Annotated in this window: 19 protein-coding genes; 15 read left to right on the top strand and 4 right to left on the bottom strand. The window is 43.8% G+C overall.

Annotated features, from left to right (window positions below; genetic code table 11):
- Positions 1-65 precede the first annotated feature (65 nt).
- Together ACAX20_RS10300 and ACAX20_RS10295 are read right to left on the bottom strand one after the other, a co-directional pair.
- Positions 66-1145, bottom strand: coding sequence for a response regulator (locus tag ACAX20_RS10300; RefSeq protein ID WP_371185963.1), 1080 nt, complete (start codon positions 1143-1145; stop codon positions 66-68).
- 342 nt (positions 1146-1487) lie between these two features.
- The gene (locus ACAX20_RS10295; RefSeq protein ID WP_371185961.1) at positions 1488-2777 is read right to left on the bottom strand and encodes a citrate synthase; all 1290 of its coding nucleotides are present in this window, start codon (positions 2775-2777) and stop codon (positions 1488-1490) included.
- 545 nt (positions 2778-3322) lie between these two features.
- Between ACAX20_RS10295 and sdhC the strand changes: the two genes are divergently transcribed.
- The 8 genes from sdhC (at position 3323) to ACAX20_RS10255 (ending at position 12858) form a co-directional block, all read left to right on the top strand.
- A complete protein-coding gene (gene sdhC, locus ACAX20_RS10290; RefSeq protein ID WP_371185959.1) occupies positions 3323-3697 on the top strand; it encodes a succinate dehydrogenase, cytochrome b556 subunit in 375 nt (124 codons plus the stop codon).
- Positions 3691-4038: a succinate dehydrogenase, hydrophobic membrane anchor protein gene (gene sdhD, locus ACAX20_RS10285; protein WP_371185957.1), complete on the top strand. Its 348-nt coding sequence runs from the start codon at positions 3691-3693 to the stop codon at positions 4036-4038. The genes sdhC and sdhD overlap by 7 nt, the downstream gene beginning before the upstream one ends.
- The gene (gene sdhA / locus ACAX20_RS10280; protein WP_371185955.1) at positions 4039-5811 is read left to right on the top strand and encodes a succinate dehydrogenase flavoprotein subunit; all 1773 of its coding nucleotides are present in this window, start codon (positions 4039-4041) and stop codon (positions 5809-5811) included.
- Between the two features lie 15 nt (positions 5812-5826).
- A complete protein-coding gene (locus ACAX20_RS10275; protein ID WP_371185953.1) occupies positions 5827-6537 on the top strand; it encodes a succinate dehydrogenase iron-sulfur subunit in 711 nt (236 codons plus the stop codon).
- 209 nt (positions 6538-6746) lie between these two features.
- Positions 6747-9545 carry a 2-oxoglutarate dehydrogenase E1 component gene (locus ACAX20_RS10270; RefSeq protein WP_371185952.1) on the top strand — a complete coding sequence of 933 codons (2799 nt, stop codon included), beginning with the start codon at positions 6747-6749 and terminating at the stop codon, positions 9543-9545.
- Between the two features lie 23 nt (positions 9546-9568).
- Positions 9569-11044: a 2-oxoglutarate dehydrogenase complex dihydrolipoyllysine-residue succinyltransferase gene (gene odhB / locus ACAX20_RS10265; RefSeq protein WP_371185950.1), complete on the top strand. Its 1476-nt coding sequence runs from the start codon at positions 9569-9571 to the stop codon at positions 11042-11044.
- A 121-nt stretch (positions 11045-11165) separates the two neighbouring features.
- On the top strand, positions 11166-11342 hold the full coding sequence (locus ACAX20_RS10260) for a DUF2986 domain-containing protein (RefSeq protein WP_371185948.1): 177 nt from the start codon (positions 11166-11168) through the stop codon (positions 11340-11342).
- A 277-nt stretch (positions 11343-11619) separates the two neighbouring features.
- Complete coding sequence (locus ACAX20_RS10255; RefSeq protein WP_371185947.1) at positions 11620-12858, top strand: alginate export family protein; 1239 nt, start codon at positions 11620-11622, stop codon at positions 12856-12858.
- A gap of 579 nt (positions 12859-13437) precedes the next feature.
- Here the strand turns inward: ACAX20_RS10255 and ACAX20_RS10250 are convergent.
- The gene (locus ACAX20_RS10250; protein WP_371185946.1) at positions 13438-14238 is read right to left on the bottom strand and encodes a PEP-CTERM sorting domain-containing protein; all 801 of its coding nucleotides are present in this window, start codon (positions 14236-14238) and stop codon (positions 13438-13440) included.
- 694 nt (positions 14239-14932) lie between these two features.
- On the opposite strand from ACAX20_RS10250, the gene sucC reads away from it, so the two are divergent.
- The 7 genes from sucC to ACAX20_RS10215 all read left to right on the top strand — a co-directional run bounded on the left by sucC (position 14933) and on the right by ACAX20_RS10215 (position 25001).
- Positions 14933-16099, top strand: a complete 1167-nt coding sequence (gene sucC / locus ACAX20_RS10245; protein ID WP_371185945.1) for an ADP-forming succinate--CoA ligase subunit beta — start codon at positions 14933-14935, stop codon at positions 16097-16099.
- Positions 16099-16971 carry a succinate--CoA ligase subunit alpha gene (sucD, locus tag ACAX20_RS10240; RefSeq protein ID WP_371185944.1) on the top strand — a complete coding sequence of 291 codons (873 nt, stop codon included), beginning with the start codon at positions 16099-16101 and terminating at the stop codon, positions 16969-16971. The genes sucC and sucD overlap by 1 nt, the downstream gene beginning before the upstream one ends.
- A 132-nt stretch (positions 16972-17103) precedes the next feature.
- Positions 17104-17370, top strand: coding sequence for a DUF2999 family protein (locus ACAX20_RS10235; RefSeq protein ID WP_371185943.1), 267 nt, complete (start codon positions 17104-17106; stop codon positions 17368-17370).
- A 534-nt stretch (positions 17371-17904) separates the two neighbouring features.
- Positions 17905-18201: a hypothetical protein gene (locus ACAX20_RS10230; RefSeq protein ID WP_371185942.1), complete on the top strand. Its 297-nt coding sequence runs from the start codon at positions 17905-17907 to the stop codon at positions 18199-18201.
- A 384-nt stretch (positions 18202-18585) separates the two neighbouring features.
- Positions 18586-19914 (top strand): amino acid permease, encoded by a 1329-nt coding sequence (locus ACAX20_RS10225; RefSeq protein ID WP_371185941.1) that lies wholly within the window; start codon positions 18586-18588, stop codon positions 19912-19914.
- A gap of 160 nt (positions 19915-20074) precedes the next feature.
- Positions 20075-22957: a TonB-dependent receptor plug domain-containing protein gene (locus tag ACAX20_RS10220; RefSeq protein ID WP_371185940.1), complete on the top strand. Its 2883-nt coding sequence runs from the start codon at positions 20075-20077 to the stop codon at positions 22955-22957.
- Positions 22958-23060: 103 nt separating this feature from the next.
- Positions 23061-25001, top strand: coding sequence for an alpha/beta hydrolase family protein (locus ACAX20_RS10215; RefSeq protein WP_371185939.1), 1941 nt, complete (start codon positions 23061-23063; stop codon positions 24999-25001).
- 95 nt (positions 25002-25096) lie between these two features.
- Here ACAX20_RS10215 and ACAX20_RS10210 read toward each other — a convergent pair whose 3' ends face one another.
- Positions 25097-26191, bottom strand: a complete 1095-nt coding sequence (locus ACAX20_RS10210) for an aromatic ring-hydroxylating dioxygenase subunit alpha (RefSeq protein WP_371185938.1) — start codon at positions 26189-26191, stop codon at positions 25097-25099.
- Positions 26192-26218: the final 27 nt, after the last annotated feature.

Genomic DNA, 26218 nt, shown 5'->3' with positions numbered 1-26218 from the left:
CCCAGATGAAATAAGGCGCGTTATAGCGCCTTTTTTGTATCTTGATTTTTGTTATATCGATTGACCTAGCCATACGCAGGTAGGCGCACCATAAACTCAGTGAACGTCTCGTCAATCACTCGAAACGAAATTTGGCCATTTTGTGCTTCGGTCATCAATTTAGCCGAGTAGGCACCAAGCCCTGAGCCTCGACTGTGATTGGATGACGCGTATTTTTCAAATAAATTATCGCGCAGGCGTTTAGGGATCGCGCCACGATTTTTTTGCCGAAATTCGATGAACTCACCATCATCGACGACGCTGATGTCAATGCGCTCATTATCGGGTGATGCTTCAACCGCATTTTTGACTAAGTTGTTAAAAATGGATAAGCACAGTAGCTCTTCTGCATCGATATAGTTGGCATCGCGATGATAGCTGACATTAAAGCTGAGCTGTTTCTTTTCCGCTAGACGACTGCTGGCTTTAATGGCCTTGCGTATCAACCTGTTTAAGTCGACCATATCAGGCTTGAGAGGGTAGGTTCCCCGTTCAATTTTGAATACATCCAAGGTGTTATTGACCATGTTCAGGATATTATTTGCTGATTCCTCAATGGAAGCCGCCGCGTCTTTGTCGGCAAGTTTGGCCGTTTCGAACAAAATAACGCCTAGCGGTCCTTTTAAGTCGTGATGGGTTAAGTTTTCTATATCTTCACGTAGTCGAATATTTTCATTTAACGTGGCAACTTGTTGCTCTAAAGCACGTTGACTTTCTCGCAAACTAATGTGAGTGTTGACACGAGCCTTTAATATATCCGGTTGCAATGGCTTGGTAATATAGTCCACGGCGCCAAGAGAAAAGCCTTTAGTGACATCGGCGACTTCTGATTTTGCTGTAAGAAAGATAATAGGAATATGTTGCGTCTCGGGGTTGTTTTTTAATGCCGCGCATACGTCAAAACCATCGAGATCAGGCATCATCACATCAAGCAGAATAAGGCTAATGCTGTCTCCGCTGTCGGCTATTTTAAGAGCAACTTGGCCACTGGTTGCGGCTTTTACTTTAAATTGGTCTTTTAATAAGCCAACCGCCAAGTCAAGATTACTTGGTTCGTCATCAACGACGAGAATAGTATGAGGCTTGTCTTCGTTAGTGCTCACCATATCAATTAGGGGTACCAGAACCCACCGATAGCTTACTCGCTGTTTAGCTTAATATAATAGCCAAGTATAGGCGATTATCCGTAAGTGTTTGTGATAGTTGGTTGCGTAAGCTGCTTGGGGTAAGTGTTATCTGCCGGATGGCGCAAATCGTCTCGATCAGACAATGACTTGCCCAGTATGATAAATCGCTGAAGTTATACCAATTACATTAAGTTTGTGGCCAACTCTGAGTGAGCAATAACTTAATGTGATTGGTATGAATAGGCTATTCATCAGTGTTTACTGAACATAAAAAGGCCAGCTTAATGCTGGCCTTAATTCGTTGAACTACGGTGATTAGCGTTACTTATGACGTTGTAACGGTGTAAACTCTTTGTTTAATTCACCCGTGTAGTTTTGACGAGGACGACCAATCTTTTGACCCGGTTGGCTCAACATTTCATCCCAGTGTGAACACCAGCCAACGGTGCGGCTTAATGCAAAAATCACAGTGAACATGCTGGTTGGGATACCGATCGCCTTCAAGATAATACCAGAGTAGAAATCAACATTAGGGTAAAGTTTCTTCTCGATGAAGTACGGATCTTCAAGAGCTACTTTTTCTAATGCCATAGCCACATCTAATAGTGGATCTTTAATACCTAGCTCGCTAAGTACTTCGTGACACGTTTCACGCATAACCGTGGCACGTGGATCGAAGTTCTTATAGACACGGTGGCCAAAGCCCATTAGACGGAACGGATCGTTCTTGTCTTTTGCACGTGCAACAAACTCGTCAACACGGCTTACATCACCGATCTCTTCTAGCATACGCAAACAAGCTTCGTTAGCACCACCGTGAGCTGGACCCCATAATGATGCAACACCGGCAGCAATACATGCGTATGGGTTAGCACCTGAAGAGCCCGCTAAACGCACGGTTGACGTTGACGCGTTTTGTTCATGATCTGCATGAAGAATGAAAATGCGATCCATGGCTTTTGCTAGCACTGGGTTCACTTTGTATTCTTCAGCAGGTACAGAGAACATCATGTGTAAGAAGTTTTCGGCGTATGATAGGTCATTGCGTGGGTATACAAATGGTTGACCAATGCTGTATTTATACGCCATCGCTGCGATGGTTGGAATTTTTGCCACTAAGCGATGTGCACAACGTTTGCGCTGCGCCGGATCCGTGATATCTAAATCATCGTGGTAGAACGACGATAGGGCACCAACAACACCACAAAGCATTGCCATCGGGTGCGCATCGTGCATGAAACCTTGGAAAAAGTTGGCGATTTTTTCATTAACCATAGTATGGTTAGTGATGATATTAACAAAGTCATCGTACTCTTCTTGCGACGGTGCTTTACCGTGAAGCAAGATGTAACAGGTTTCTAGGTAATCTGCATTTTTCGCTAAATCATCAATGGCATAACCACGATGTTGCAAAATACCTTTACCGCCGTCGATGAAGGTTATTTCTGATTCACAAGAAGCTGTAGCTAGAAAGCCAGGGTCGTAAGTGAAGTAGCCTGCGCCACCAAGTGTACGAATATCGATTACGTCGTTACCAGCTGAACCTGATAAAATCGGTAGTTCAGCAACCTCTTTACCATTAACGCTCAGAGTGGCTTTGTTGTCAGCCATAATTGTTCCTCTATATTCTTTAGTTTTCATTATTTTGTCTATATTCCGATCCGGCAGAAACTGATTATATTTAATCAATAATTACGCTCATAAATATGCAGCTCGACACCAGCAATTAGCCGTCTTTGATATGATGTGTATCAATTGTTATGCAAAAGTTATGCATTTCGCGTCGACGATCGGCGACTAAAATTGTTGGCTATTCTACTCCAAATGTGGGGTGAAAAGTCAATTTAAAAGTTTACAAAATGATAGAAAATTATACTGTTGGATAATAATTGCGCAAATACTCTAACAAAGAATAAGAAAACAGTCGATTAAATTGTAATTTAAAGTATGCGCCTTTATAATCCCAACGATCCAATTGTGGGTAACGACCAATTTATCATGTTTACTAACTACGCCAAATTTATCGCGTTTGGGTAGTTTAGTTGCTCTAATATAGAGCAGAGAACTCGGTTTAATGTCTGTTCACCGCGATATGGTGGCGTATATTGACCTTGTAGTAGTCAAGTTAGAAAAATAACGTATTAGGCAAGATAACTGTGAAAAAACAAAGACCTGTAAATCTTGATTTGACAACAATCAAGTTACCGGCAGCGGCAAAAGCGTCGATTTTGCATCGTGTAAGCGGTGTGGTGATGTTTTTCGGTGTTGGTATCCTAATCTGGGCACTTTCAGTGTCACTTTCATCACCAGAAGGTTTCGACTCAGTAAAAGAGTGTGTCACTGGTCCTCTGGGTAAATTCATTGTGTGGGGTATTATGACCGCACTGGCATACCATTTTGTTGGTGGTATTCGCCACTTAATTATGGATTTAGGTCATCTTGAAGAGAAAGGCTCGGGCCAAACAAGCGCTCGTATCACTATTGCTCTTTGGGTTGTATTAGCAGTATTAGCAGGAGTTTGGGTATGGTAAACAATGCAGCAACTCTAGGCCGTAGCGGCGTACATGATTTTATTCTTTTACGCGCGAGTGCGGTTATCTTAGCACTATACAGTCTATTTATGATGGGTTGGTTCCTAACGACGTCTGAAGTGACGTATCAGGCGTGGACCGGCCTTTTTGCCAACATGGGTATGAAAATCTTCACTATCCTAGCCGTTCTTGCCGTGCTATTTCATGCATGGATTGGTATTTGGCAAGTTCTTACCGATTATGTTAAGCCAGCGTTTTTGCGTGGCGTTTTACAATTTTTATTTACCATTACCCTGTTCGCGTACGTAGCAGCGGTATTGTTGTCTGTGTGGGGTGTATAAGTGAGCGTTCCAGTTCGTGAATTTGATGCCATTGTAATTGGCGCTGGTGGCGCAGGTATGCGCGCTGCCTTAGCAATCTCTGAATCAGGTCAAAGCTGTGCTTTGATTTCAAAAGTATTTCCAACGCGTTCGCACACGGTATCGGCCCAAGGTGGTATTACCGTTGCACTAGGTAACGCCCACGAAGATAACTGGGAATACCACATGTACGATACCGTTAAAGGGTCTGACTTTATCGGTGACCAAGACGCGATCGAATACATGTGTAAAACCGGTCCTGAAGCGATCATCGAACTAGAAAACATGGGCCTACCTTTTTCTCGTTTTGAAAACGGTAAAGTGTATCAGCGTCCTTTCGGTGGTCAGTCGAAAAATTTCGGCGGTGAGCAAGCGGCGCGTACAGCAGCAGCTGCGGACCGTACAGGTCATGCTCTCTTGCACTGTTTATATCAGCAAAACGTTAAAAACAAAACCAACGTTTATTCTGAATGGTACGCATTAGACTTAGTTAAAAATGATGAAGGTCATGTTGTTGGTTGTACCGCAATCTGTATCGAAACAGGTGAAGTTGTTTACTTTAAAGCGCGTGCTACGGTTCTAGCAACCGGTGGTGCGGGTCGTATCTACGCATCAACAACCAATGCCCACATCAATACCGGTGACGGTGTTGGTATGTCATTGCGCGCTGGCGTGCAAATGCAAGACATGGAAATGTGGCAGTTCCACCCGACCGGTATCGCAGGTGCAGGTGTTCTTGTGACTGAAGGCTGTCGTGGTGAAGGTGGTTACCTTCTGAATAAAGACGGCGAGCGCTTCATGGAGCGTTACGCGCCAAATGCCAAAGATCTTGCTGGTCGTGATGTTGTTGCTCGTTCAATGATGACCGAAATTCGTGAAGGTCGTGGTTGTGATCACCCACAATTTGGTAAACACATTAAATTGAAACTTGACCACTTAGGTCGTGAGACGTTGAACTTGCGTCTACCAGGTGTTTGTGACTTGTCGAAAACATTCGCACACGTCGATCCTGCGGAAGAGCCAATTCCAGTTATTCCTACCTGTCACTACCAAATGGGTGGTGTACCTTGTAACGTTAACGGTCAGGCGATTGAATTTAACCCAGAGACTGGCGAAGACAAAATCATTGAAGGCCTATTTGCTGTTGGTGAAATTGCTAACGTATCGGTTCACGGTGCTAACCGTCTTGGTGGTAACTCACTACTTGACCTTGTTGTATTTGGCCGTGCTGCTGGTAACTTCCTTGGTAAATACCTTGCTGAAACGGACACATCACGTGAAGCGAATGCAAGCAACCTAGATGAAGCGCTTGCACGTTACAACCGTTGGGAAAACTCAACCGGTGGTGAAGATCCAGTACAAATTCGTAAAGACCTACAGCAATGTATGCAGCTGAACTTCTCGGTATTCCGTGAAGGTGAAGCAATGGCACAAGGCATGAAAGAGCTAACGGAAATCCGTGAGCGTCTACAAAATGCTCACCTTGCTGATAAGTCATCTGAGTTCAACACCCAGCGTATCGAGTGTTTAGAGCTAGATAACTTAATGGAAACTGCGTACTGTACGGCAAAAGCTGCGAACTTCCGTACCGAATCTCGTGGTGCTCACTCTCGTGAAGACTTCCTTGACCGTGATGATGAAAACTGGTTATGCCACACCATCTACACGCCAAGCAATGAAGAAATGTCAAAACGTGACGTGAACATGAAGCCAGTCCACCGTGACGCTTTCCCACCGAAAGTACGTACATACTAATAAGGAGCATTGACGATGAAACAAGTTTTTTCGATTTATCGCTACAACCCAGACGTAGATAATGCGCCTTACATGAAAGACTATGAGCTAGAAATTCAAGAAGGCTCAGATATGATGGTGCTAGACGCTCTTATGCTATTAAAAGAGCAAGACCCAACATTATCTTTCCGTCGTTCATGTCGTGAAGGTGTATGTGGCTCAGACGGTTTGAATATGAACGGTAAGAACGGTTTGGCATGTATCACACCGTTATCTGAACTGAAAGCCAATAAGATTGTGTTGCGTCCATTACCAGGCTTACCAGTAGTGCGCGATCTGATCATTGATATGACTCAGTTCTACAATCAATATGAAAAGATCAAGCCGTACTTAATTAATGACGGTAAAGAGCAACCAGCACGTGAGCATCTGCAATCGCTAGAAGATCGCGATAAGTTAGACGGCTTATATGAATGTATCTTATGTGCGTGTTGCTCAACGTCTTGTCCATCATTCTGGTGGAACCCAGACAAGTTCATCGGTCCAGCGGGTTTATTACATGCGTATCGTTTCTTAATCGATAGCCGTGATACCGCAACGGATGAGCGTTTAGATGACTTACAAGACGCATACAGTGTGTTCCGTTGTCACGGTATCATGAACTGTGTTGATGTATGTCCTAAGGGTTTAAACCCAACAAAAGCCATCGGTTCAATTAAATCGATGTTGCTACAAAGAGCGGTATAACGACACCACTCAGCCTGCAAGCTAAGCTTGTGGTGAAAAGGTATATCGCCGGGCCCGCGTAAGTGGGCCTGGCATTTTCGTTTTTCTGAGTTGGCGAATAACATCCCGTTAGCTTTTGGCTAACACTGTGTTATCTTCAGTCAATTCATGTGAGCATGATAGAGATCATGCTTGAAACAATTTAGTCTACCAATACATAGGATTAGGCAATGCCAGAAGGTGCAATGAAGGCTTGGTTAGAGTCTTCCCATTTAAGTGGTAATAACGCTGCTTATATTGAAGAGCTATACGAAGCGTATCTTGAAAACGCTCACTCAGTCTCTGATGAGTGGCGCAAGATTTTTGACGAGCTTCCCAAAGTAGATGGTGTTGATGTAGAAACCAATCACTCGGTTATCCGTGATGAGTTTCGTCAATTGGCAAAACAAAACGTTAAGCAAGTAGCAGTAAGCTCTGAAGCTGATGCTAAGCAAGTACGTGTATTGCAGTTGATTAACTCTTATCGTTACCGCGGTCACCAAAACGCTAACTTAGACCCGTTGGGTTTATGGCAGCGAGAACGCGTACGTGATTTGGAATTATCACATCACGACTTATCAAAGTCAGAGTTTGATAAAGAGTTTAATGTTGGTTCTTTGGCAGTAGGCCAAGAGTCGATGAAGTTAGGTGATATCTACAACACGCTAAAACAAACCTACTGTGGTTCAATTGGCGCAGAGTACATGCACATCACCTCAACGACCGAAAAGCGTTGGTTACAGCAACGTCTTGAAAGTGTGCGTTCAACCGCAAGCTTTTCAACTGAGTTGAAAAAAGACATCTTAAAAGACTTGATTGCAGCCGATGGCCTAGAAAAATACTTAGGTGCAAAATTCCCTGGTGCAAAACGTTTCTCACTAGAAGGCGGTGACAGCTTAATTCCAATGCTTAAGCAAATCGTTACTCGCGCAGGTGAGCACGGCACCAAAGAGGTCGTGCTAGGTATGGCACACCGTGGTCGTTTGAACGTATTGATCAATGTGATGGGTAAAAACCCAAGCAAGTTGTTTGATGAGTTCGCTGGTAAAGTCGATCAAATTGGCTCTGGTGATGTTAAGTACCACCAAGGTTACTCGTCTGATTTTGTTACCCCAGGTGGTAATGTCCATTTAGCGCTAGCGTTTAACCCGTCACACTTAGAAATCGTTAATCCGGTCGTTATTGGTTCGGTACGTGCGCGTCTTGATCGCCGTGACTGTGATAAAGGCGATTTAGTCTTACCGATCACCATTCACGGTGACTCAGCCATTGCGGGTCAAGGTGTGGTACAAGAAACCTTTAACATGTCACAAGCACGTGCTTATAAGGTAGGCGGTACGATTCGTATCGTGGTGAATAACCAAGTTGGTTTTACCACATCGAAACAAGAAGACACGCGTTCAACGGAATACTGTACTGATATCGCCAAAATGGTTCAGGCGCCAATCCTGCACGTGAATGCCGATGATCCAGAAGCCGTTATCTTAGCGTCACAAATTGCGGTTGATTATCGCAATAAGTTTAAGCGCGACGTAGTCATTGATTTGGTTTGTTACCGTCGTCACGGCCATAACGAAGCGGATGAGCCGAATGCAACTCAGCCGTTGATGTATCAAAAAATTAAGAAGCACCCGACGCCTCGTCAACTGTATGCTGACAAGTTAGTAGCAGAAAACGTGGTTTCTGAAGCTGAAAATAAAGACTTTGTGAACTACTACCGTAAGTTACTTGACGAAGGTCAGTGTACGGTAGAGCAGTGGCGCCCAATGACCGAGCATTCGGTAGATTGGACTCCATATTTAGGTCACAACTGGGATGATGCTTACGACAAAGAAATCAACCTAGATAAGTTAAAATCACTTGCTAAGGCCATCACTGAGTACCCAGAAGATCATAAAGTTCATTCTCGTGTTAAGAAGATTTATGACGATCGCTTAAAGATGGCTACCGGTGAAAAGCTGCTTGATTGGGGGTTTGCCGAAAACCTAGCGTACGCGACGATTGTTGATGGTGGTGAGCGTGTGCGTATTACCGGTCAAGATGCTGGTCGTGGTACCTTCTTCCACCGTCATGCGGTATTGCATAATCAAAATGACGCATCGACGTATTTGCCACTGCAAAACTTAAACGAGCAACAAGGCCCATTTGAGGTTTATGACTCGGTACTGTCGGAAGTTGCGGTATTAGCGTTTGAATACGGTTACGCAACAGCAGAGCCTCGTGGTTTAACCATTTGGGAAGCGCAGTTCGGTGATTTTGCCAACGGTGCACAAGTGGTGTTTGATCAGTTCTTATCATCAGGTGAGCAAAAGTGGGGCCGTTTATGTGGCTTAACGGTATTGTTGCCACACGGTTACGAAGGTCAAGGTCCGGAGCATTCATCGGCTCGTCTAGAGCGATTCTTGCAACTTTGTGCAGATCACAATATGCAAGTTTGTGTTCCTTCTACGCCAGCACAGGTATTTAACATGTTGCGTCGTCAAGTGGTGCGCCCAATGCGTCGTCCACTGATCGTCATGTCACCTAAATCATTATTGCGTCACCCGTTAGCGGTTTCTTCATTAGAAGAGCTAGCGGAAGGCACTTACCACAATGTTATCGGCGAGATTGATGATATCAAGCCTGAAAATGTTGAACGCGTTGTGATGTGTTCGGGTAAAGTTTACTACGAATTACTTGATCAACGTCGTAAAAATGAACAGACGAATGTGGCGATTGTTCGTATCGAACAGCTTTACCCATTCCCTGAAGCAGAATTAAAAGACGTTATCGCTCAGTATCCAAACGCCAAAGATTACGTTTGGTGCCAGGAAGAGCCACAAAACCAAGGCGCATGGTATTGTTCACAACACAATTTCCGTAATGCCATTGGCGATAGTGCGCCTCTGATCTACGCTGGTCGTAAGCCATCCGCAGCTCCGGCATGTGGTTATGCGTCTTTGCATGTGAAAGAACAACAAGCATTAGTTCATGATGCGTTAACGTTATAAAAAGTTTTAGTTAAGGAATAAAAATGACAACTGAAATTAAAGTTCCTGTTTTACCTGAGTCGGTAGCAGACGCCAGTGTTGCAACATGGCACGTAAAAGTCGGTGATAAAGTTGAACGTGACCAAATCTTGGTTGATATCGAAACCGATAAAGTGGTTTTAGAAGTACCTGCACCAACTGCCGGTGTTATCACGGCAATCAATGAAGACGAAGGTGCAACCGTATTAGGTGAGCAAGTAATTGGTATGCTATCTGAAGGTGATGCGGCAGCAGCGCCAGCAACTGAAAAGCCAGCTGCAGCACCTGCGAATACCGCATCCGCGAAAGTGATTGATATCATCGTACCGGTATTGCCAGAGTCAGTTGCTGATGCAACGATTTCTACCTGGCACGTAGCGGAAGGTGAAGTGGTTACTCGCGATCAAAATCTTGTTGATATTGAAACGGACAAGGTTGTGTTAGAAGTACCAGCACAAGAAGACGGCGTTATTGGTAAGATCTTATTCGCTGAAGGCGAAACCGTACTAGGTGAGCAAGTAATCGGTCAAATGAACGCCGGTGCAGTGTCGGCTCCTGCGGCAGCAGCAGAGTCAGCGCAAGAAGAGTCAGGCGATGAGATCGCGTCACCGTCAGTACGTCGTCTATTAACCGAGAATGGTTTATCAGCGAGCCAAGTAAAAGGCACGGGCAAAGGCGGTCGCATCAGCAAGGAAGACGTTGAAGCACACCTTGCTGCAGCGAAAGCACCAGCGGCAGCACCTAAAGCACCTGCAACAGCGCCAGTTGTTGCATCAGGCGAGCGTAGCCAAAAACGTGTACCGATGACACGTTTACGTAAGACCATTGCTAACCGCTTACTAGAAGCGAAGAACTCAACGGCCATGTTAACCACGTTTAACGAAGTTGATATGAAGCCTATTATGGAACTTCGTAAGCAATACAAAGACTTATTCGAGAAGACTCACGATACTCGTTTAGGCTTTATGTCGTTCTACGTTAAAGCGGTAACAGAAGCATTAAAACGCTTCCCTTCAGTAAACGCGTCAATCGATGGTGATGACATCGTTTACCACAACTTCTTTGATATCTCTATTGCTGTTTCTACACCACGCGGTTTGGTAACACCAGTACTTCGTGATGCTGACACACTTAGCATGGCCGGTATTGAGAAGGGCATTAAAGACCTAGCGATTAAAGGTCGTGATGGCAAGCTAACCATGGACGACATGCAAGGTGGTAACTTCACTATCACGAACGGTGGTGTGTTTGGCTCATTGATTTCAACGCCAATTATCAATCTACCGCAAACGGCTATTCTTGGTATGCACAAAATCCAAGACCGCCCAGTTGCAATCGATGGTAAAGTTGAAATTCGTCCTATGATGTACCTAGCGCTGTCTTATGATCACCGTCTAATCGATGGTAAAGAGTCGGTAGGCTTCCTAGTAACGATTAAAGAACTTCTAGAAGATCCAGCTCGCTTATTGCTTGATATCTAATTGCTTACGCATTAGCTACGTATAAAGTGTATAATCAAACGCGCTTCTGGTAACAGTAGCGCGTTTTTTATTATTTGCATGGTGGCAAATCTTCACAATGCACCATGTTGAGGGATTCATTATGAACCGAAAGAAAAAGATAAAGTCGACGTTATTAGCGAAACAGAAAAAGGCCAATGCCAAACTGCATAAAAGCAATAAGCCCAAATATATTTCTAAAGCGGAGCGGGCAAAAATGGCCGCTGAAAGCGAACAAGCCAAGTCAGTAGAGCAGGTTGATCAGGAGAGCAATACGTAACTGTGCAGATCCGATAATTTGCTAAATCATGCGGTCATTAGCTTCACGTTATTGCTAACCGGCATTTTTATTATCCTCAGGTAATGATGTGCGTCGAGAGTTATAGCTGCTTAATGTGGTTGTTTTCCAATTCTTGTACTAAGTTTTCCTTATAAATTGCGACAAAGCCTTGTTCAATGGGCGAAAATACGTTTATCGTAAAAGCTTCATTTGATCGTTCTGACAGGCTGTGTGAGTAATTCTACGCATTTGTGCGAAGTCCAGGAGAACGTCACCGATGAATACTTCTAATTCGAAATATACGACCCAACCATCACGTCATTTAACATGTAAAAACCTCACCTTATATGTTTCTAGTATTGGTTTACTGCCGATTTTCTTAAGTCAGCCTGTGATTGCCAGCGACAATGAACACAAGGCGTTTGTCGATTTTAGACTGCGCTATGAGCGCGTTGAACAAGATAACGCGCTTAAAGATGCGGATGCCTTGACGTTACGTACGCAATTAAATTTTCAAACAGCAACGTACCACGGCTTTAATGCGGTGATTGAATTTGAAGACTCTCGCGATGTTTTATCCGTTGATAATTATAACGATGCGCTGGGCAGTAACCCTGCTTACTCGGTGGTTGCCGACCCTAATACCACCGAGCTTGACCAAGGCTTTTTACAATATAAAGGCAAAGGTTTAACCGCCAAATTGGGGCGACAAGTGATTGCTTTAGATGGCCAGCGTTTTGTTGGTCATGTAGGTTGGCGACAAGATAGACAAACGTTTGATGCGTTTAGTGTCAACTATGTAAACAGTGGCATTTCGGCAACCTACGCTTATATCACCCAGCGCAATCGAATCTTTGCTGACGAGCGAGATGTCGACTCACGAGATCACCTAATTAATGTTGGCTATCAAGCCCGTTATGGCAAGTTTGTTGCCTACGGCTATTTACTGGAGGTGGATAATGGCATCAGTAACGATTTGGATACCTTCGGTTTGAGCTTCGATGGTAAGGCAAACGTTAACGATATCCCTGTTAGCTATCGAGCTGAGTATGCGACGCAATCTTCGGAAAATCCAACCAGTGATTATGACGCTGAGTACGTCAACCTTGAACTCGGCGCTAAGCTGGCTATGGCCACTGTGAAGCTTGGTTATGAACTCCTTGGCAGCGATGACGGTATGTACGGGTTTGCAACCCCACTTGCGACACTACATAAATTTAATGGTTGGAGCGATCAGTTTCTGACAACCCCCAGCAACGGCCTAGAAGATATTTATCTGTCGGTATCGGCACCGGTATGGCACGGCAATATGGCCTTTATTTACCATGATTATCAAGCCGATGAGTCTTTAAATGATATTGACGATCTTGGTGATGAAATCAACCTATCGTATTCGCAAAATTTTGCCACGCATTACAGCGCCGGTATTAAGTATGCAAAGTATAATGCCGGTGATACGCTTGCTGGTAAAGTTGACACAGATAAACTTTGGCTTTGGGTTGGTGCTAAGTTTTAGTTGACCGTGTTTACTTTATGACTCTGCGCTCTACTAATTCCACTACTGTTGTTAGCGATTGCTAGGTCGGTAGTGATTCTCAGGTTGGTGGGGCGATGGGTAAAGTCGTTTGATTCTTAGTCGCGTTTTCTTAGTTTTTTAGCTGCGTTTTAATTTCATTTAATTCCTTATACGTTCATACCTTTGGGTTTAGCTAGTGGTAATCATCTTTGCAAATGTAATCTCACTACGTAGTAGTCAAAGTATTAGTCGTTGTATTTAGTCAAAGTGCTTAAACATAAGTTTTAGTGGCAATAAGACTGGTTAACTCACTGAACAGTTGCTCACTGCGTCTATTAGGTAGTGTATATTATATTTTGTGTCATTTTTCTTAGCTGGAAAGGCTTTCATAAAGATTTTCATGTTATTTAAAGCTAGAGCTAACCACAACAAGCCATGACTAAATCGCTACATGACTAAATCGCTATAGGGTATGGTTAGGGGAATGTACTGTTGTTTTTGGATGTTTTTGAGAGGACATAAAATTAGCCCCCTTATATTAAGGGGGCTAATGGTAGTAAAAATAAATTTATACGGTTTTTACTGTTGCTGCTTGCGACGACGGTTTGCTACACCACCAAGCATTAATAAGCCCATACCAAACAGGGCTATGCTGACGGGCTCGGGCACAGCAACTGCTCTACCAATACCAAGATCTACCGAACTTATTTGGTCACCGGTACCGTCATTGTAGACGTTGAATGTAGCCTGAACAGCACCAACATTAGCTAAATTCATTGTACCGAAATTAGAAAAGTTGGCGAAAGGAATAAAAGCGTCATACTTAGCATCACCTAAATCAGCTTGTCCACTGAGGGCAGAAGTTTCAAAGTCATATGAATGTTTCGTATAATCCACTCCATTAAATGTCCAAATACTCACTGATGCTGGCGCTGGTCTATCATTAAAAACGTCTTCGAACAAGATACCTGTTGTACCGGATAAGTCCTCCATTATGCCGCCCGCATCTACCCCATTCAGCCAATTTGTACCTAATACAGAGGAGCCATCATAGGTTATGGCAACGAATCCTGTAGTGTTCTCTTCTACGTTAGCTTTAAATCGACCATCAGAAATTACAACCTCGACACTACCAGTCCCACCCGTTTGTTCAACATAGATATCACGGTAACCACCAATGGCACCATTATTAGAACCGTCACCAGCTTGGTTCGCAACGGGCCCAGTACCGTCATCGAAAAAGCCAATAGTTTTACCTAAAAACGTTCCCTGAAATTGATCTAAAGAATAATCGTCAATCAGGATTTCTGCGGCACTGCCGCTTGCAGCGAATAAACCGACGGTGCTAGCAAGCGCAATACCTTTTATTGATTTAAACATTGTATACCTCGTTCTTTTTAACTTAAGCAAAGGGTAATAAGTACCTTGTATTATTGAAGCCTGCATCGGCAACCCATCGAGCACTGTTTACATTTGCGATAAAATTCACTCGCTGTATGTAAAGCAAGCTATGTGCCAAAAATAAAAAGCCTTTAAAAACTGGGGGTTGCTTGGTGTTGTCGGGATGGTCTAGTTGGGTTTGTAAAAAATATTGACAACGTTTGGTAACACAAGATAGATAAAATATAGTCCAAAATGGTGGATGAAGGATTTGATGTTTTTACCGGTTGAGGCATCAGCCATTAACATTAAGCGTCTTGGTTTAGAAGGTGTTATTTTTAGGTGCTACTTAATAGTTGGCACTCATTGTGGCGCTTGGCACTCATTGTGGCGCTTGGCACCGTAGTGAACATTATCTTTGCTACTAGGGTTAATTACAAAGCGTCTGGTGATTCGCTTACCGCCTAGTTTATGCTTATGAAGCAGATAAGTATGCATCGATTGTTAATATTTGTTAGCATTTTTGCGATTCAATACATATCTATCAAGCAGGGGTTTAAACCCTGATGCTTTATCTATATAATCACGGCAAAATTATAATCGTTTAGTGTATTTACTCGACAAATTGTTCAAAAAACAGGTTGTTGAACATGGATTACGCTAAGTTCATTTCAAATAGCAATTGGGAAACACCATGAATTTGCATGAGTATCAAGCGAAGCAATTATTCGCTGAATATGGTTTACCAGTTTCTGAAGGTTTCGCATGCGATACCCCTCAAGAAGCTGCAGAGGCTGCCGATAAGATCGGCGGTGATATGTGGGTTGTAAAAGCTCAGGTTCACGCTGGTGGTCGCGGTAAGGCTGGCGGTGTTAAGCTAGTTAAAACAAAAGAAGAAATCAAAGAGTTCGCTCAACACTGGTTAGGTAAGAACCTAGTAACTTACCAAACAGACGCTAACGGTCAGCCAGTTGCTAAAATTCTTGTAGAAAGCTGCACAGACATCGCTAACGAATTATACCTTGGTGCTGTTGTTGACCGTGGTACACGTCGCGTTGTATTCATGGCATCAACTGAAGGTGGTGTGGATATTGAAACGGTTGCTGAGGAAACTCCGCACCTGATCCACAAAGCTGCTATCGATCCACTAGTAGGTCCACAAGCTTACCAAGCGCGTGAGTTAGGCTTCAAACTAGGTCTTAACCCAGTACAAATGAAGCAATTTGTTAAGATCTTCATGGGTCTTGGCAACATGTTCATCGATCACGATTTTGCTCTACTTGAAATCAACCCACTAGTTATCACAGAAGCTGGTAACCTTCACTGTCTAGACGGCAAAATTGGCGTTGACTCAAACGCTCTATACCGTCAACCAAAAATCCGTGAAATGCACGATCCGTCGCAAGAAGACGAGCGTGAAGCACACGCAGCTCAGTGGGAACTGAACTACGTAGCGCTAGACGGCAACGTTGGTTGTATGGTTAACGGTGCTGGTCTTGCTATGGGTACCATGGACATCGTAAACCTACACGGCGGTAAGCCTGCTAACTTCCTAGACGTAGGTGGTGGTGCAACGAAAGAACGTGTAGCTGAAGCATTCAAAATCATCCTTTCTGATGACAACGTAAAAGCAGTTCTAGTAAACATCTTCGGTGGTATCGTTCGTTGTGACATGATCGCTGAAGGTATCATCGCTGCTGTTAAAGAAGTAGGCGTTAAAGTACCAGTTGTTGTACGTCTTGAAGGTACTAACGCAGAAGCTGGTCGTGAAGTTCTAGCTAGCTCTGACGTAAACGTTATTGCTGCTGAGTCATTAACTGACGCGGCTGAGAAAGTTGTTGCTGCTGCGGAGGGCAAATAATGTCTGTATTAATTAACAAAGATACCAAAGTAATCTGTCAAGGTTTCACTGGTGGTCAAGGTACTTTCCACTCTGAGCAAGCGATTGCTTACGGTACGCAAATGGTTGGTGGTGTATCACCAGGTAAGGGCGGTCAAGAGCACTTAGGTCTTCCTGTATTCAACACGGTTCGTGAAGCGGTTGAAGCAACTGGCGCGACTGCGACTGTTATCTACGTTCCAGCACCTTTCTGTAAAGATGCGATCTTAGAAGCTATCGATGCGGGTATCGAGCTAATCGTTACCATCACTGAAGGTATCCCTACGCTAGACATGCTTGACGTTAAAGTTAAGCTAGAAGAAACTGGCGTTCGCATGATCGGTCCAAACTGTCCAGGTGTTATCACGCCAGGCGAATGTAAGATTGGTATCATGCCAGGTCACATCCACAAGCCAGGTAAAGTAGGTATCGTATCTCGTTCAGGTACTCTTACTTATGAAGCGGTTAAGCAAACTACCGATGCTGGTTTTGGTCAGTCTTCATGTGTTGGTATCGGTGGTGACCCTATCCCAGGTACTAACTTCATCGACGTTCTAGAAATGTTCGAAAACGACCCACAAACTGAAGCTATCGTAATGATCGGTGAAATCGGTGGTACGGCAGAAGAAGAAGCAGCTGAGTACATTAAAGAACATGTAACTAAGCCAGTTGTTTCTTACATCGCTGGTGTTACTGCGCCTCCAGGTAAGCGTATGGGCCATGCTGGTGCTATCATCGCTGGTGGTAAAGGTACAGCAGATGAGAAATTCGCGGCTCTAGAAGCTGCGGGTGTTAAAACCGTTCGTTCATTAGCTGACATCGGTGTTGCACTAAAAGAGAAGACTGGTTGGTAATCAACTCGTTGACTTGTTAAGATTTAAAAACCCGCCAATTGGCGGGTTTTTGTTATTCGTATTACTATTCAAAGCGCTCATATTACAGCGTATAATGTTTGTTAATATTCACTAGATAGGTCAATTGATTCTATGAACCCTATTATTCAACTACTTAAACAACAATCGATTAGTGACGAGCAAATCTCGGCGATTTTTAGCGAGCTAACGCAAAACCCGTTAATGGCGATGCAAACTATTGCCAATTTAGGCATTCCACCCGAGCAGTTACAGCCAGTGATGATGCAAGTGATGACCAACCCAGGTCTTATTGCCGATGCGGTAAACGAGCTTGGCCTTGATGTCACTGAACTTGAAAAAGCAAAACAGCAAATGGCAAAAAACAGCGCTGATCAATAACAGCTCAGATTAATAACAGCGTAAACAATTCCCCGGAATCATCGAACGCTAGGTGTTCGCCTCGGTTTTACTCAAGGTTAATGCTTATTCAAGTGTTCAGAGCTCGTGGCTAAAGCGCAGGTATGTTATTTTGCCTGCGCTTTCATCTTCTCGGGCTTTAACCATCAAGGGGGGTTACTTTTTAGGGGCTTTAGCCTGACTCCATTGTTCTCTTTATCACCTTATCTTTGACTCTAATAAATAGGCCTATAGGTTTTGGGCTATTATCCGCATTTTTCGCTACCTAGCAGCATTGGCTATCCGTTTGTCTTTCATCGTTTATCATTCGTCTCTGTGACAAAATACATGGTCTTTTCATGCGCTGCTTATAGAAACCTGTTGATGCGAGTAAACAGCCTGTTGTTGCGGGATATGTTTACAGCAAAAAGCATAAACTGTGCTTTAGCTTTGCTTAATCGTTATATTGACGCTTTACAGTTTTAGGTAATGTGCAGTATGTTATTTGTCGACAATCACAACAATAAGGAAATACCTGTGCTTCAAGTGAACCAACAACATGCGAATCTACTCAGGGTTGCGAAAGGTAATGTATTGACCCGAACCCTGATCATTGCATTTTTTATTCAATTAACGATTATCGTGACGCAGTTTTACATCATGGACTCGTTAGTGTTGCCTATTTTTGTGGTCATGCTCGGTTGTTTTGGTTTAGCTGCGCTTTATGTTGAACAGCGTTTTACGGCATTAATTGCAGTATTAGAGGCGACCAGACCGGTAAGTGACGATGTCTTATTGCCAGTTGAGCCTATTGCGGCGCAAAAGTCACTGTAACTGACATTATCGTTTTATATCATCACAGCTTGCTTGCACGAGTACGATAGACGTTAGCGATTTCTGACGGTGTCGCATAATAATTGCGGATGTGGTTGTGCCGTGTTGTTAGAGCTCTGACAACGACATATTGCCTCGTTTATCGTTAAATCAATATCATCACCATCTCACTGCGGTCAGATTCTTTGCCTGATTGCTATCGAACAGCAAGATTGTTAGATGTAATTAAACAGAGCAGATCGCCAAGTAAAATCACGCCAAAGATATTGTTTTTATTCCCCTCAAGTTTCTCAAATTTTCTTTATTAGTAAACTTATTGCTTATAAGTTGTACTTTGCTCTCTTGGGGGGTAGTCTAAAAACAAATAAATTCAAAAGGATAGTGATGGCTAAAAGAAAATTGGGGTTTTGGATGACCACCTCGCTGGTTACTGGCAACATGGTCGGTAGCGGTATTTTTTTATTGCCTGCAGCACTGGCTAACTTTGGCGGTATCAGTTTATTTGGTTGGTTAATTTCTGCTTTGGGCTCGTTATCGTTGGCGTACGTGTTTGCCAGTTTAGCACGCAAAGTATCGGGCTCAGGAGGGCCGTATAAATATTGCCAATATCAGTTTGGGGATACGGTGGGCTACTTAGTGGCGTGGGGCTACTGGTTTTGTGTGATAACCGCAAACGCTGCGATTGCGCTGGCGTTGGTGAGTTACTTGTCGGTATTTTTACCTATTTTGGCATCAGATAGCTCTTATCAAGTGATGGCAACCCTGAGCTTTGTTTGGCTGCTGGTTGCGGTGAACTTATTGGGCGTTCGAGAAGCCGGTAAGGTGCAACTTGCGACGACGATTATAAAATCGATGCCAATCATCGCCATCGCGCTATTTGGACTGTGGTATCTTGAGCCTGCACATTTTGAACCATTTAATTTGACTAACGACAGTGACCTGTCTGCCATTTCATCGGTTGCGGCATTGACGATGTGGGCCTTCTTAGGCTTAGAGTCGGCTAATATTCCGGCCGATGACGTTGAAAACTCACAAAAAAATGTGCCACGTGCGGCACTGCTTGGCACACTTATCGCTGCTTGTATTTATATTCCCAGTACGTTTGCGGTACTCGGTATGATAGCGCCAGAGGCATTAGCTCAATCGAATGCACCATTTGCTGACGCCGCGGCAATTTTATGGGGTGAGTGGGCGTATTACATGGTCGCTGGTGTGGCGGTGATATCGTGTTTTGGTACCCTTAACGGTTGGACCTTAGTCGTTGGCCAAGTGCCTATGGCCGCTGCAAACGATCGCTTGTTACCGTCGCTGTTTGCAAAACAGGCTCGAAATGGTGTACCGGCTCGAGCCATGGTTATTTCTTCGTTATTGGTATCGCTATTGGTGCTGATGAATTACCGCGACGATCTAGTAGCGCAATTTACATTTGTTATTTTGTTATCAACCCTGACTAGCTTGCTACCTTACTTAATGTGTTCGCTAGCGCACACCACCATGTTATGGAATCACCAAGCAAGCCATAAACGGACCATTGCCAGCGTAACCGTATCGTTATTCGCTTGCTTGTTTTCTGCGTGGATAATTATCAATACCGGACAACAAGCAATATTGTCAGGCTTGGCTTTGCTATTAGCAGGTTTACCAATGTATTGGCTATTACGTTACGATCAACGAAAAAATGCAGCAGTACAAGTCACTGAAAAACTTGATTAAATACTTCTTCGTTAAGAAACGAGGCGATGTCGTAAATAGACACAATTAATTCTCGAATAGTTGTTGATTAATTGTTAATGATGTGTAGCATGGTGGTATCGGCTAAGGTTTAGCTTCGGCTGATATATTTCTAGAAATTTATTTAAAGAGAAGAATAACAATGACAAAAATATCAACACTGTCTAACGCTATTCGCCATTCTTTGCTTTTGTCTACTCTAGTCGCTGGTTCTGCCTTCGCACAAGAGCAAGAGCAAGAACAGCAAGCTGCTGAAAGTAACGAATCAATTGATAGAATTGAGGTTACTGGCTCGCGGATTAGTCGTGCAGATTTTGAAGGTGCGCAACAACTTGTGGTACTAAGTGCCGAAGACATGCAGGCCGAAGGCAACGTAACGGTATTTGATGCCCTAACTAATCTGGCGCAAAACGGTGCGTTCCAATTTGAAGGCCCTGAAAGCCAATTGTTTACCCCTAATGTTCAAACGCTGAACTTACGTGGTATCGGTGTTGGTAATACCCTAGTGCTTTTAAATGGTCGTCGTGCAGCGAATTATCCTGCGCCTTACCAGTCAGCTACATCCGTATTTAACTTTGGTAGTATTCCAATTGGTGCCGTTGATCGTATCGAAGTTCTTGCGTCAGGCGCCTCAGCGATTTACGGTTCAGATGCTATCGCTGGTGTTATTAACATCATCTTGAAAAAAGATGTGGATGAAACCAGCCTCGATTACATGTACGGCACTCCTACTGAGTCTAAGTCGGCAAAATCAACCAACCGTTTACAACTTTTAACCGGTAGCACGTTTGAAAATGGTAACTTTACCGCCGTATTAGAGTATCAAAAACGTGACGGTATTTTGGCGTCTGATTATGATCAATATGACGACAGTCAATTAGATTACCCTTATGCAGAAGAAAATGGCGATGCGTATCGTTCGCGAATTAACCTTGATTTACGTCGCTGGAATTCATGGACACCAGATGATACTTACCTAGATCCAGGTGGCCAAGCGGCGTGTGACGCTGTTGGCAATGGTACCGTTTACTCGTATCGTCCAAATGCTGGTAACTTCTGTGGTTATAACTCAGCTGGTGATGTTAACTTCCGCAATGAAACCGAGCAATTATCAGGTCTATTCAGTGGTAACTATGAACTTGATGATGTTCGATTGTTTGCTGATGTAATGGTATACACCTCGGATTCGCGCAGTAACAATGGTTTATCGCCGTATGTTTCGGAAGAAATCTTACACATGGATGAAATCACACCTAACCCATTTTTTGGTCAGTGGTACGAGTGGACTGTACGTCAACGTGCCTTTACCGAAGAAGAGCTACAAATGTCCATGGATGAAACCTATGAAGAAACCAGCTTTACGGTAACGTTCGGTGCTGAAGGTGAGTGGGGTGAGTTCTATTGGGATGCTTATGCAACGCACTCATACTACGAGCTAGAATCAGAGCGCCCTTGGTGGAAAGCACAAGAGTACTTCGACACCTTCTTAGGTGATGTTGCACCAGTATTTGGTGGTGTATCGTTCTTTGGTGATAACTGGTACACAGGTGAGGGGGCGTTTGGTATTCGCTATAACACCCACACGCCAATTACCGATGAAAACCGCCATCTTATTACCAATGCACTTGGCAAACAAACCTATGGTAACGAAACCTCATCGACAAGCTTAGGCTTTAACTTAAGTGGTGATTTGATGCAGTTGCCTGCAGGGCCATTGTCGTTTGCATTAGCGGCAGAATACGAAAAACAAGATTTCGAATTTATCCCTGATGAATTGTTGCAACAAGATGCCCCTATTCCAAATACAACAGGTTCTGGTTGGTACCAGTTAACCGGTTATAACGGTGGTGGTGATCGTACTCGTACGGCACTTGGTCTTGAGCTTAGGGCACCTGTGACTGATACATTTACGGTGAATGCCGCTGCACGTGTTGATAGCTACGATAATGACTCGTCGTCTATTGGTACCCGTGTTACGCCATCTGCCAGTGTCGAGTGGCGTCCAGTTGAGCAAATCCTTGTTCGTGCTGGTTATACCGAAAGCTTCCGTGCACCTGATTTGAACTATGTGTACACCGAAACGGGTTTCTACACAGGAACAACGGACTACGTCAGCTGTTACCAGCAATTCCAAGCGACTGGCTCTGGTGAGTTTAATCGTGAAGATTGTGAAGGTAGCTCATCATTCGTTAAACGCGTCGGCGCACAGTCTATTGACCCTGATGCGGAAGGCTTGAAAGATGAAACGGGTAGCTCTTACTGGTACGGAATCGCTTACGATGTAACCGATGAATTATCATTCACCGTTGATTACACCAAAATGGAGCTTGAAGATAAAGTAACAACCGAGAGCATCCAAGGTCTACTTGATGATGAGTTTGAGTGTTACATGAATACTGGCAATGTGAACGAACAGCGTTGTGATTACGTTGCTCGCCGTTTATCTCGTGTGACCAATGAAGAAACCGGTATTTCGTATGTTGATACATTTAACGCAACGCCAATTAACCAGTCGGCAGAGCGCTCAGAGTACCTCGATGCGAGCATGAATTATGCGACGCAAACAGCATACGGTGATTTAGGTGTTTCAATGAATTACTCACACATGCTGAGTTATGAAGAGAAACTAACCGCCGATTCTGACTGGGTTGATTTACGTGATGATCCTTTCTTAGGTGGCTGGGTACCGCGCTCAACTTGGACCGGTTCATTTAGCTGGTCACAAGATGTGTGGCGTACAGCATTGTCGTTTAACCGCATGGGTTCGACCACAGTGTATAACCCGTATCTAATCGAAGAAGGTGAAGAGGATCGCGTATCACCTTGGATCCGTTGGAACTTGACAGGCTCTTACGACTTTACTGAAGACTTAAGAGTAACCTTGTCTGTTGTTAACTTATTCGATGCAGAGGCACCGAAAGATTCAACAATCGGTCCAACAGCTTACCCATGGTATAACGTTTACGTATACAGTGGCGCAGGTATTGGCCGTGAAGCATTCTTGAATCTGAACTACCGATTCTAAGAAATAGCATCAAAATAAAAAAGTAGCGGCTAAGGCCGCTCTTTTTATTTGCGGTGCAAATGATTTATTCAATACGAGTTTACCAGATATAGGGACAGACGATATGGGCAAATTTTTTACGGCAATGGCCTTAGTGAGTATGTTGCTTAGCGCATTTACGGCAAACCATGCCAGAGCGTTTGACGAGTTACCAGTAGAGTCATTCTTTAAATACCCCGAACTTCGCTCAATTCGCTTATCGCCAACCGGCGAGTATTTTGCGGCGACCGCAGATATTAACGGCCAAGTTAAATTAGTGGTAATGCGAGTCGACAACAAAAAGTTAGTTAAGGTGTTTAACTTTAGCAACGATAATGATGAAGTTGGCAGTTTTGGCTGGCTTAATGATGAACGCATATATGCATCTATGGTAAAAAAAGTCGGGCCACTAGCAAGACCTGTGCAAACAGGCTTTATGTTTGCCGCCAACTTTGACGGTGACAAACCGGCGCAATTAATGCCTAAAGCTAAACGAGCCGGTCAGGCTGCCACTATGCCTTATGGTTTTAGCTTATTAAATACCTTACAGGCAGATTCGGAACACATACTAGTCACTTTATATGATGCGCAAATACCGACGGTATATAAAGTTAATGTGTACTCCGGTAGCCATAAACGGGTTGAAAAAAGCCCGGTTAAATATGGAAGTTTTATTACCGAACGTAATGGTACTATCCGAGCTGTGCTCGGCTCAGATAATGACGACAATGTCAAACTTTACGGCAAAGCTATTGGCTCGGATGATTGGCAGCTATGGTATAGCTTTAAGGAAGAAGAAGGTGGTTTTAGACCGCTGGGTTTGAGTGCAGATGAAAAATCATTGTACTTAATCCCCACAGATACAGGCAAACGAAATGGCTTATTTAAATTTAGCTTAACCGATAAGTCGTTGACGAAAATAGTCGACTTAACAGGTGACGCAGAGCTTAGTCGCCTACATTACAGTTTAGATTATGAGCAACCGGAGCTTATCGCCGTAGAGCGAGAGCTTGGTCAGCCTGAAATCACGGTGCTTGACAATACCCATCCTTCTGCCAAGCTGTTACGGTCTCTTCAGGCAGCATTCCCTGGCAAAGCTGTCTCGTTAAGCGATGTCACCAAAGGCAATAAAAAGGCATTAGTTTCTGTCTATAGTGACAAAGATCCCGGCACCTTTTATTTGATGGACTTATCTGCCAATAAGCTTGAATACCTTATGCGCTTGCGTAGCTGGTTAAAAGAAGATCAACTTGCGTCAATGGAGCCCGTTGAATTTAATGCAAGAGATGGTTTAAAAATTACCGGTTATTTAACTCGCCCTAAAGGCGCGACCGGGAAAACACCGTTAATTTTGCTTGTCCACGGAGGGCCATATGGCGTGCGCGATGATTGGGGCTTTGATCCCGAAGCACAATTTTTTGCGAATCGCGGTTATGCGGTATTGCAAGTCAATTACCGTGGCTCTGGTGGTCGAGGTAATGACTTTCAATATGGTGCCTACAAACAAATGGGCCGCGAAATGCAGGATGATTTGACCGATGCAACCAGATGGGCAATCGAGCAAGGTATCGCCGACAAAGATAAAGTTTGTATTTACGGTGCAAGTTACGGTGGCTATGCCGCGTTAATGGGCGTCATTAAGGAGCCTGATTTGTATCAATGTGCGATAGGCTATGTGGGTCTTTATAACATTGAACGTTGGGAAAAAAGTGATACGATTCGAATCAAATCTGGACGTCGATTTATTGATGCCGCATGGGGGTATGATGATGAGGACTTTGTTAGAGAGAGATCGCCTGTCTATCATGTCGATAAAATTAAGGCCGGATTGTTGCTGATTCATGGCAAAAAAGATCAGCGAGTACCAATCGATAACTACTATGACCTAACCGAGGCCTTAGATGATGTCGGTCATCCGTATCAGTCATTATTAAAAGACTTTGAAGGACATGGTTTTTATCAGCAAAAAAATGTATACGAAGCGTATCGTAAAATGGAATCATTTTTAGGCGAATATTTGCGGTAAGTGCCATCAGGCTGTCGGCACAGGTGACGCCTGCGACGACACGCCGCATTGTACCTAGGCTATAACTGACTTATGTCTGGGGATACCTAAATGCGTCAAGTCGCGCTTAAATCGTTATACAATAAGCGGTGAAATAAATGTTCACCGCTTTCTTTATCTACCGATAGTCGCCCAGTATCATAACCTTTCGAGGCAAGACCTTGCTGTACCGACTCACATATGCCCGCATCTTCGGCTTGAATTTTATCCGCTATTGCGACGCTGTGCTGTTTAAAGGCGTCAGTAATTTTCTCAAGCTGATCATTAAAATAATAATCAAATTGTACTTGGCACTTATCAACCGCTAACGGCTCTACTACCATGGTGCCCAAAATCCCGTCATAAAAATTGAACATCATATTGGGGTAATGCCAGTAATAACGGGCGGTGCCACTACGAACATTGGCAAAAGGGTTAGTGTCATCAACCATCACTTTGGTTGGACAGGACTGCACATTATAGCGCTCACCATTGGCAATTTGGTAATGCCGATTATCCAATGCCGAGCTTAACCCTTTATGTAAAATGGGCACGTGGTAGCCACCATCGAGGTAATTATCGACATACACTTTCCAGTTGCAGTTGAGCTGATAATGACTGCTGCTGTAATACGTTACATCGCTTACAGATAAGTTGGAAAATTGCTCAATTAAACCTGCAAATTGTTGCTCAAAAGGCACGGGATTATGACTGAAATTGATAAACACCCAATGTTGCCACACCGTGCAATGAATCGGTTTTAAGCTAATTTTGCTGACATCAAACAGCTCAACCCCTGAAAATCTAGGTGCATTTTTTAGTTTGCCATCTAAACCATAGCGCCACGCGTGATATGGGCAAACTAGGGCGTTAGTGCACCCACTTCCATTTGCCATGACTTGCGCCGCATGATGCTGACAGACGTTGTAAAACGCCTTTGTGTTGTTCTCTTTCACTAACAATACGGGCTGGTTGGCGATGGTTGTGGCGACATAATCTCCGTGTTTTTGTAATTGCTCAACACGAGCGGCTAATAACCAATTGTTGCTAAACACGCTATCTGACTCAAGTTTGGCTATGTCTGTACAGGTATACCAACTGCTTGGTGGGGTGCTTGCTTTCGTCAGTGGTAAGCTTGCATCGTAGCAGTGAATTTGTTGTTCTATATTCATTGGTTTGACTTACTTATTGGACGCTGA

This window comes from Thalassotalea sp. Sam97 (genome assembly GCF_041379765.1).
Classification (GTDB): Bacteria; Pseudomonadota; Gammaproteobacteria; order Enterobacterales; family Alteromonadaceae; genus Thalassotalea_A; species Thalassotalea_A maritima.
This window is presented reverse-complemented; position numbering and strand designations above follow the sequence as displayed.

Coding starts and splice junctions, on each gene's coding strand:
- ACAX20_RS10300 (WP_371185963.1), bottom strand. CDS start 1,145: ATGGTGAGCACTAACGAAGACAAGCCTCATACTATTCTCGTCGTTGAT.
- ACAX20_RS10295 (WP_371185961.1), bottom strand. CDS start 2,777: ATGGCTGACAACAAAGCCACTCTGAGCGTTAATGGTAAAGAGGTTGCT.
- sdhD (WP_371185957.1), top strand. CDS start 3,691: ATGGTAAACAATGCAGCAACTCTAGGCCGTAGCGGCGTACATGATTTT.
- ACAX20_RS10275 (WP_371185953.1), top strand. CDS start 5,827: ATGAAACAAGTTTTTTCGATTTATCGCTACAACCCAGACGTAGATAAT.
- ACAX20_RS10270 (WP_371185952.1), top strand. CDS start 6,747: ATGCCAGAAGGTGCAATGAAGGCTTGGTTAGAGTCTTCCCATTTAAGT.
- odhB (WP_371185950.1), top strand. CDS start 9,569: ATGACAACTGAAATTAAAGTTCCTGTTTTACCTGAGTCGGTAGCAGAC.
- ACAX20_RS10260 (WP_371185948.1), top strand. CDS start 11,166: ATGAACCGAAAGAAAAAGATAAAGTCGACGTTATTAGCGAAACAGAAA.
- ACAX20_RS10255 (WP_371185947.1), top strand. CDS start 11,620: ATGAATACTTCTAATTCGAAATATACGACCCAACCATCACGTCATTTA.
- ACAX20_RS10250 (WP_371185946.1), bottom strand. CDS start 14,238: ATGTTTAAATCAATAAAAGGTATTGCGCTTGCTAGCACCGTCGGTTTA.
- sucC (WP_371185945.1), top strand. CDS start 14,933: ATGAATTTGCATGAGTATCAAGCGAAGCAATTATTCGCTGAATATGGT.
- sucD (WP_371185944.1), top strand. CDS start 16,099: ATGTCTGTATTAATTAACAAAGATACCAAAGTAATCTGTCAAGGTTTC.
- ACAX20_RS10235 (WP_371185943.1), top strand. CDS start 17,104: ATGAACCCTATTATTCAACTACTTAAACAACAATCGATTAGTGACGAG.
- ACAX20_RS10225 (WP_371185941.1), top strand. CDS start 18,586: ATGGCTAAAAGAAAATTGGGGTTTTGGATGACCACCTCGCTGGTTACT.
- ACAX20_RS10220 (WP_371185940.1), top strand. CDS start 20,075: ATGACAAAAATATCAACACTGTCTAACGCTATTCGCCATTCTTTGCTT.
- ACAX20_RS10215 (WP_371185939.1), top strand. CDS start 23,061: ATGGGCAAATTTTTTACGGCAATGGCCTTAGTGAGTATGTTGCTTAGC.
- ACAX20_RS10210 (WP_371185938.1), bottom strand. CDS start 26,191: ATGAATATAGAACAACAAATTCACTGCTACGATGCAAGCTTACCACTG.